The organism is Streptomyces sp. SID5910 (assembly GCF_009862125.1).
Lineage (GTDB): Bacteria > Actinomycetota > Actinomycetes > Streptomycetales > Streptomycetaceae > Streptomyces.
This window is the reverse complement of record NZ_WWHX01000882.1, coordinates 1-7,031: the sequence shown is the minus strand read 5'-3', so window position 1 is coordinate 7,031 and position 7,031 is coordinate 1. Positions and strand designations below refer to the sequence as shown.

Sequence of the window (7,031 nt, the reverse complement as noted above, 5' to 3'; positions counted from 1 at the left end):
CGCTGGTGTCGAAGATGCCCGGCGACTGGTGGCAGCGGCGCGCGAACGTCCGGGCCTACCTCGGCTTCATGTGGGCGCACCCGGGCAAGCAGCTGCTGTTCATGGGCCAGGAGTTCGCGCAGGGCGCCGAGTGGTCGGAGAAGCACGGCCCGGAGTGGTGGCTGCTGGACGAGGGGTACGCCTCGGCGGGCGACCACCGCGGGATCCAGGACCTGGTGCGCGAGCTCAACACCCGCTACGGCCGTACCCCGGCCCTGTGGCAGCGCGACACCGATCCGGCGGGCTTCCGCTGGGTCGCCGTGGACGCGGCCGAGGACAACGTCTTCGCGTTCCTGCGGTTCGACAAGGACGGCAGCCCCCTGCTGGCGGTGTCGAACTTCTCGCCGGTGGTCCGGCACGAGTACGGGCTCGCCGTCGGCGACGAGGTCGCCCTGTGGCAGGAGGTCCTCAACACGGACGCCGAGGAGTACGGCGGCAGCGGTGTGGCCAACCCCGACCCGGTCAAGCCGGAGGACGGCGGCATCCGGATCACGCTGCCGCCGCTGGCCACGGTGTGGCTGGCGCCCTTCGGTCTCTGAGGCGGGCCGCGGCGGCGCCACGAGGTGTTCGGCGCCTTTCCGGGGGCAGTCGGGGTCCGACGACCGGAACATCCCGGTCGTCGCCCCCGCGGGACCACAGAGAGGCGGCATCACGTGCGCACCGTCGGAGTGGAGGAGGAACTCCTCCTGGTCGATCCCGAGTCCGGCGAACCGCGTGCCCTGTCCGCCGCGGTGCTCGCCCGGGCCTTCCAGGACGACGCCGAGCAGGAGACCTTCGAGAAGGAACTGCACGAGCAGATGCTCGAGTTCGCCACGCATCCGCAGTCGGACATGGAGCGCCTGCACGCGGAGATCGTCCGCTGCCGTGAGGAGGCCGGGCGGCACGCCGGCGGGATCGGCTGTGCCGTCGCCGCGCTCGCCACCTCGCCGCTGCCGGTCAGTCCCTCCGTCGGCATGAACCGCCGCTATCAGTGGATGGCCGACCAGTACGGCGTCGTGGTCCACGAGCAGCTCGTCCTCGGCTGCCACGTGCACGTGTCCGTCGAGTCCGACGAGGAGGCCGTCGCCGTCGCCGACCGGGTGCGGCCCTGGCTGTCGGTGCTGACCGCGCTGAGCGCGAACTCGCCGTTCTGGCAGGGCAAGGACTCGGCGTACAGCAGCTATCGCAGCCGGGTCTGGCAGCGCTGGCCTTCGGCCGGGCCGACGGAGCTGTTCGGGTCGGCGGAGACCTACCACCGCAGGGTCGCCGACATGGTGGCCACCGGCACCATCCTCGACGAGGGGATGATCTACTTCGACGTCCGGCTGGCCCGGCGGTACCCGACGGTCGAGTTCCGGGTCATGGACGTCTGCCTGGACGCGAGCACCGCCGTGCTGATCGCGACCCTGGCCCGCGGCCTGGTCGAGACGGCCGCCCGCGAGTGGCGGGAGGGCACGGAGCCGGTCGGGCACAGTGTGAGCCTGCTGCGCCTGGCCGCCTGGCGGGCCGCCCGGTCCGGGCTGACGGAGGAGCTGCTGCACCCGGCGACGATGCGGCGCATGCCCGCCGAGACGGTCGTCCGGGCCCTGCTGGACCACGTACGGGAGGCGCTGGCCGCCGCCGGCGACCTGGAGCGGGCCGAGAAACTGGCCGAGGACCTGCTGCGGCACGGCAACGGCGCCCGCGTGCAGCGCGATCTGCTGGAGCGCACCGGCAGCCTGCGCGACGTCGTCACCGAGTGCGTACGCCGCACCCAGCTCGCCTGACGCGGGCCGTGACCGCCCCGCTCCCCTCCTGACGGTGGCCGCTCAGAAGATCAGGGCCAGGGCGTAGGCGAGGAAACCGGCCGCGATCAGCACCACGAGGGCGAGGATCAGGAACAGCGGTCCCTTGGCCCAGCCCTTCGTGGGATTGTGCACCTCGCGCGGGCCCGCCTCCGGCAGGCTGCTCTCCGCCGGCGGGGTCTCGCCGGGCGGCACGCCGCCGCCCGGTTCCAGGCCGGTGCTGTGTTCCGGATCGGGATCGGGGTTCGTGTACGTCATGCGGTCCGGGTCCCCCGATCCGCCGAGATCACCGGGTGGGAACACTTCTGCCGTCCCGGTCCCCCGTCACGCGCGCCTCGGCTAGATTCGAGCGGCCGATGACGGTACTCGTCGGCGACGTGACCCTCCGTACATGTCAGGAGCAGCGCATGCGCGACCTCGCTCTCGCTCCCCCGGCCGCCCCGCCGCCCCTGACCGGAGGGCTCGCCGACAGTCTCTTCGAGACGGCGGCCCGCACTCCCGCCCTACCGATGCTCGCGCGCCGCCCGGTGCCGTCCTCCGCGGTCTGGGAGGAGGTGACGGCCGCCGAGTTCCGCGACGAGGTCGTCGACCTGGCCAAGGGGCTGATCGCGTCCGGGATCCGGCCCGGCGACCGGGTGGCCATCCTCGCCCGCACCCGCTACGAGTGGACGGTCTTCAGCTACGCCCTGTGGACGGTGGGTGCCGAGGTCGTCCCGGTCTACCCGACCTCCTCGCGCGACCAGGTCGAGTGGATCCTGCGGGACGCGGGCTGCGTGGCCGTGGTGGTCGAGGACGAGCAGGCCGTGATGACCGTCGGCTCGGTGTGCGCGTCGCTGCCGGCGCTGCGGCACGTGTGGCAGCTGGACGCGGGCGCGCCGGCCGCGCTGGTGGCGCGCGGCGAGTTCATCCCGTACGCGACCGTCGACTCCATGCGCCGCATCGTGCTGCCGGACGCCACCGCCGTCGTCGCCTACACCTCCGGCACCTCGGGCCGGGCGCTCGGCTGCGCGCTCAGCCACCGCAGCCTGGCCTTCCCGTGCGACACGCTGCTGGCCGGCTGGGGCCAGACGGTGGCGCCCGAAGGGGAGCAGGGCGCGGTCCTCGCCTTCCTCCCCTTCTCCCACGTGTACGGGCTGATGATCCAGAGCCTGTGCGTACGGGGCGGACTGCTCATGGCGCACGAGCCCGCGATGAACGACGAGGCGCTGTCGTCGGCGCTGCGGTCCTTCCGTCCCACGTACTTCTACGCCGTCCCGTCGGTCCTGGAGAAGCTCTACAAGACCTTCCTGCGCACCGCCCAGCAGGCGGGCCGCGGCGCACTGTTCGAGCGAGCCGCCGGCACGGCACGGGACTTCGCCGCGGCCCTGGAACGCCAGCGGCTCGGCAGGGGGCCGGGGCCCGGCTTCGATCTGCGGCTCCAGCACGCCCTGTACGAGCGGACGGTGTACCGGCGGCTGCGGACCGCGCTGGGCGGCCGGGTGCGGCGGGCGACGTGCGGCGGCTCACCGCTCAGCCGCGACCTGTCCCTCTTCTACGAGGGCATCGGCGTGTACGTGCACGACGGCTACGGCCTGACCGAGACCAGCGGCGGGCTCACCATGCAGCCGCTGGGCCGGGAGAAGTCGGGCACCGTCGGGCAGCCGCTGCCCGGCATGGAGATCCGGGTGGCCGACGACGGGGAGATCCTGGTCCGTGGGCCGTCGCTGTTCCAGGGGTACGTCGGGGACGCGGCGGCCACCCGGCGGGTGCTCGCCGGCGGCTGGCTGGCCACCGGGGACCTCGGGCACCTGGACGAGGAGAACTATCTGGCGATCACGGGCCGCAAGAAGGACGTCATCATCACCAGCGGCGGCAAGAGCGTGGCCCCGGCCGCCCTGGAGGAGCGGCTGCGGATGCACCCGCTCGTCCACCAGGCGGTCGTGGTGGGCGACAACCGGCCCTGTGTCGGAGCGCTGATCACGCTGGATCCCGAGTTCCTGACGCACTGGCGGGCGGCCCTGGCCCTCCAGGGCGACGCGCCGCTGCGCGAGGCCCGCGAGGAGAACGCGCTGCGGGAGGAGGTCGGCCGGGCCGTCGCCGCGGCGAACAGCGCCGTCTCGCGCTCGGAGTCCATCCGGGTCTTCCGCGTCCTGCCGGAGCCCTTCGACGTGAGCAACGGGCTGCTGACGCCGTCGATGAAGCTGCGGCGGGACGAGATCGTGCGGACTTACGCCCTGGAGATCGACGCGATGTACGAGGCGCGTTCGCGGCGGCGGCCGCAGGTGCCGGCGCAGGAGCCGGCCGGCTGGGAGGACGCGGACAACGTCTTCTTCCGGTGACGGCGGCATCACCCGCGGTGCGCTGCGCCGTTGCCGCCACAGACGGGCGCGTAGCCTGCGCCGACCCGGGAACTAACAAACGAAGGGAAGCAAAGGAAGGTACGACGCCCGGGGGACGCCGGGCCGGGAAGGCGAAATGGCAGCCGAGTCGCGTTGGGACAGGACACTGGCTTCCGAGGAGATCACGAGCCGCACCGCCAGCTTCACCGGGGAGCTGCACAATGTGACCGGTGCTCGCCTTGTCGCGGAGGAGTTCCTCTGCGACCTGGCACGAGTGGCACCGCCCTCGGCGCCCGAGCACTGGGACGACATCCTTCTGGTCGTCACGGAACTGGCGGCCAACGCGGTGCAGTACGCCCCGGGGCCCTTCGAGCTGCGGCTGCGCCGTACCTTCGACGGAGTGCACGTGGTGATGCACGACACGAGCACCACGGAACCCGCGCCGCGCCCCTTCCACCCGAGCAGTGGCGGCGGCGGCATCGGCTGGCATCTGATCCACACCCTGTCCGACCAGGTGAGCGTCGTGACCGGTGGCCGGGGCAAGGACATCCACGTCTTCCTGCCCTGGTGACCCGGGGGGGGCGGCCCTCGTGACCGGGGAGCCGGTCAGGTGCCGGCGGGGCGCATCCGCACCAGGGCGCTGATCGTCTTCCCGCCCTCGGGGTTCCGCTCGACGACGACGTCCCGCGTGAGCCGGGCGACGAGCGGCCAGCCGTAGCCGCTGCCGTGGTGCCGGGTGGGGAACGCGCACACCGCCCGGGGTATCACCGGGCTGTTGTCGTGGACGGCGATCCACACGCCGTCGTCCGTGGTCCGCACGTCGAAGCCGGCCAGTCCACCACCGTGCCGTATCGCGTTGGTGACCAGCTCCGAGACGACGAGCAGCAGGTCGACGACGTCCTCGTCGCGCACCCCGCGGTCCGTGCCGTCCCACCGCTCGCGCACCGCCGACTCCGCGTACGCCCGTGCGTCGGCCGCGCTGGTCACGGCGGCCCGCTCGGGGGCGCCGGCCGGCGCGGTGCCGGAGGCGGACGTGGTGATCTGGTCGGTTCGTTCCATGTCTTGGTGTCCCTGGCTTGCTTCGGCCGTGCTGTCGTACTGCACCGGGTCGGTCGGCGGGTCAGTCCGCCTCCCGCGGCGGCAACCGGTCGTAATAATCCCCCACGGCGGCCAGATACTCGCGGTCCATGGTCTCGCTGTCCGTCCGGAACCGGGGCGCCGCCTTGATCTCCGCCCGGGTGCACCCGACGGTGACGGTGCGGGCCGCGGTGTCGATGCCCCGGACCATGCCGACGGGGACGAGCACGCTGCGTCCGAAGACCCACACGCCGGTGTCGACGACCAGGTGCCGCATGCCGAAGTGGTCGGCCTGCCGGTCGACATGGCCGACGGTGCCGTCACTCGCGAGAACGGTGCAGCCCGTGAGGTCCTGCCCCTCCGTGTGACCGCTTCCCACCGTGTACGACCAGATGTTGTCCGTCGGCACGCTGCCCCTTCCCTTCCGCGTGGATCGGCTCCGCCTGGATCGGCGGCTGACGGGCCGGGCGCGTGCCCCGGGCGGGCTGGCCGGACCGGCTCCACAGCAGCGGATACCCGGCCGGGGCCGCCGCATTCGGGGTGCCGCGCCGGGCGGCGCCGTGATCGCCGGGCGCGGCGGACGTCCTCCGCTTTGTCGCCCGGCCGCAACCTGGGTTAGCCTCTGACGTATTTTTCTCAACTCGCAGATCCGTGAACTGCGGAAATGCACACACATCAGACCGGACCGCCCGACGGTTCCGGGGATGTTCCGAGCCCTCGGGTGCCGGGGGCTCCTGGGGAGCGGAACGAGGGTGCGCATGACCAGCGACAGCGCCGGGGCCGTGGAGACGGTGCCGGGCGATCAGGAGTTGCGGCGCCTGCTGGCCGGCCTCACGGCCGTCCGGGACGGTGACTTCGGCACGCGCCTGCCGGACGAGGCGGACGGCCTGCTGGGCGACATCGCCAAGGTCTTCAACGGCATGGTGGACCAGCTGTCCGTCTTCACCTCCGAGGTCACCCGGGTGGCCCGCGAGGTCGGCACCGAGGGCACCCTGGGCGGACAGGCCAGGGTGCCGGGCGTCTCCGGCACCTGGGCGGATCTGACGGACTCCGTCAACGCCATGGCGGGCAACCTCACCACCCAGGTGCGTGACATCGCCCAGGTGGCGACCGCGGTGGCCAAGGGCGACCTCTCCCAGAAGATCGACGTGGACGCGCGCGGCGAGATCCTGGAGCTCAAGAACACCATCAACACGATGGTCGACCAGCTCTCCGCCTTCGCCGACGAGGTCACCCGCGTCGCCCGCGAGGTCGGCACCGACGGCCGGCTGGGAGGCCAGGCCGACGTCCAGGGCGTCCGGGGTACGTGGCGGGACCTCACCGACTCGGTGAACTTCATGGCGGGCAACCTGACGAACCAGGTCCGCAACGTCGCCCAGGTGGCGACCGCCGTGGCCAAGGGCGACCTCTCCCAGAAGATCACCGTGGACGCGCGCGGCGAGATCCTGGAGCTCAAGAACACCATCAACACGATGGTCGACCAGCTCTCCGCCTTCGCCGACGAGGTCACCCGCGTCGCCCGCGAGGTCGGCACGGCCGGCAACCTGGGCGGTCAGGCGCAGGTGCGGGGCGTGTCCGGCACCTGGAAGGACCTCACCGACAACGTCAACGTGATGGCGTCGAACCTGACGGGTCAGGTCCGCTCCATCGCCCAGGTCGCCACCGCGGTGGCCCGGGGCGACCTGTCGCAGCGGATCACCGTGAAGGCCGAGGGCGAGATCGCGGCGCTGGCCGAGGTCATCAACACGATGGTCGACACGCTCTCCGCGTTCGCCGACGAGGTCACCCGCGTGGCCCGCGAGGTCGGCACCGAGGGCCGGCTCGGCGGCCAGGC

At 72.5% G+C, this 7,031-nt stretch carries 8 protein-coding genes; 5 read left to right on the top strand and 3 right to left on the bottom strand.

Going from position 1 to position 7,031, the window contains the following annotated elements; translation table 11 throughout:
* Together GTW67_RS31160 and GTW67_RS31155 are read left to right on the top strand one after the other, a co-directional pair.
* Positions 1-578, top strand: a 578-nt coding sequence (locus tag GTW67_RS31160; protein WP_202437938.1) for an alpha amylase C-terminal domain-containing protein, incomplete at its 5' end; no start/stop codon positions are given.
* A gap of 114 nt (positions 579-692) precedes the next feature.
* A complete protein-coding gene (locus GTW67_RS31155) occupies positions 693-1,784 on the top strand; it encodes a glutamate--cysteine ligase (RefSeq protein WP_161168098.1) in 1,092 nt (363 codons plus the stop codon).
* 42 nt (positions 1,785-1,826) lie between these two features.
* Here the strand turns inward: GTW67_RS31155 and GTW67_RS31150 are convergent, their stop codons facing one another.
* Positions 1,827-2,060: a DUF6480 family protein gene (locus tag GTW67_RS31150; RefSeq protein WP_161168097.1), complete on the bottom strand. Its 234-nt coding sequence runs from the start codon at positions 2,058-2,060 to the stop codon at positions 1,827-1,829.
* A gap of 149 nt (positions 2,061-2,209) precedes the next feature.
* On the opposite strand from GTW67_RS31150, the gene GTW67_RS31145 reads away from it, so the two are divergent.
* Together GTW67_RS31145 and GTW67_RS31140 are read left to right on the top strand one after the other, a co-directional pair.
* Positions 2,210-4,120, top strand: coding sequence for an AMP-dependent synthetase/ligase (locus GTW67_RS31145; RefSeq protein ID WP_161168096.1), 1,911 nt, complete (start codon positions 2,210-2,212; stop codon positions 4,118-4,120).
* Between the two features lie 136 nt (positions 4,121-4,256).
* Complete coding sequence (locus GTW67_RS31140) at positions 4,257-4,691, top strand: ATP-binding protein (protein WP_161168095.1); 435 nt, start codon at positions 4,257-4,259, stop codon at positions 4,689-4,691.
* Positions 4,692-4,726: 35 nt separating this feature from the next.
* On the opposite strand, the gene GTW67_RS31135 is transcribed toward GTW67_RS31140, so the two are convergent.
* Together GTW67_RS31135 and GTW67_RS31130 are read right to left on the bottom strand one after the other, a co-directional pair.
* Complete coding sequence (locus GTW67_RS31135; RefSeq protein ID WP_161168094.1) at positions 4,727-5,179, bottom strand: ATP-binding protein; 453 nt, start codon at positions 5,177-5,179, stop codon at positions 4,727-4,729.
* 61 nt (positions 5,180-5,240) lie between these two features.
* A complete protein-coding gene (locus GTW67_RS31130) occupies positions 5,241-5,606 on the bottom strand; it encodes a PRC-barrel domain containing protein (RefSeq protein WP_161168093.1) in 366 nt (121 codons plus the stop codon).
* A gap of 349 nt (positions 5,607-5,955) precedes the next feature.
* Here GTW67_RS31130 and GTW67_RS31125 point away from each other — a divergent pair.
* Positions 5,956-7,031, top strand: a 1,076-nt coding sequence (locus GTW67_RS31125; RefSeq protein WP_161168092.1) for a HAMP domain-containing protein, incomplete at its 3' end; no start/stop codon positions are given.

Excerpts from the sequence above, each read along its gene's own strand:
- GTW67_RS31140 (WP_161168095.1), top strand. The coding sequence starts at position 4,257 with ATGGCAGCCGAGTCGCGTTGGGACAGGACACTGGCTTCCGAGGAGATC.
- GTW67_RS31135 (WP_161168094.1), bottom strand. The coding sequence starts at position 5,179 with ATGGAACGAACCGACCAGATCACCACGTCCGCCTCCGGCACCGCGCCG.
- GTW67_RS31145 (WP_161168096.1), top strand. The coding sequence starts at position 2,210 with ATGCGCGACCTCGCTCTCGCTCCCCCGGCCGCCCCGCCGCCCCTGACC.
- GTW67_RS31150 (WP_161168097.1), bottom strand. The coding sequence starts at position 2,060 with ATGACGTACACGAACCCCGATCCCGATCCGGAACACAGCACCGGCCTG.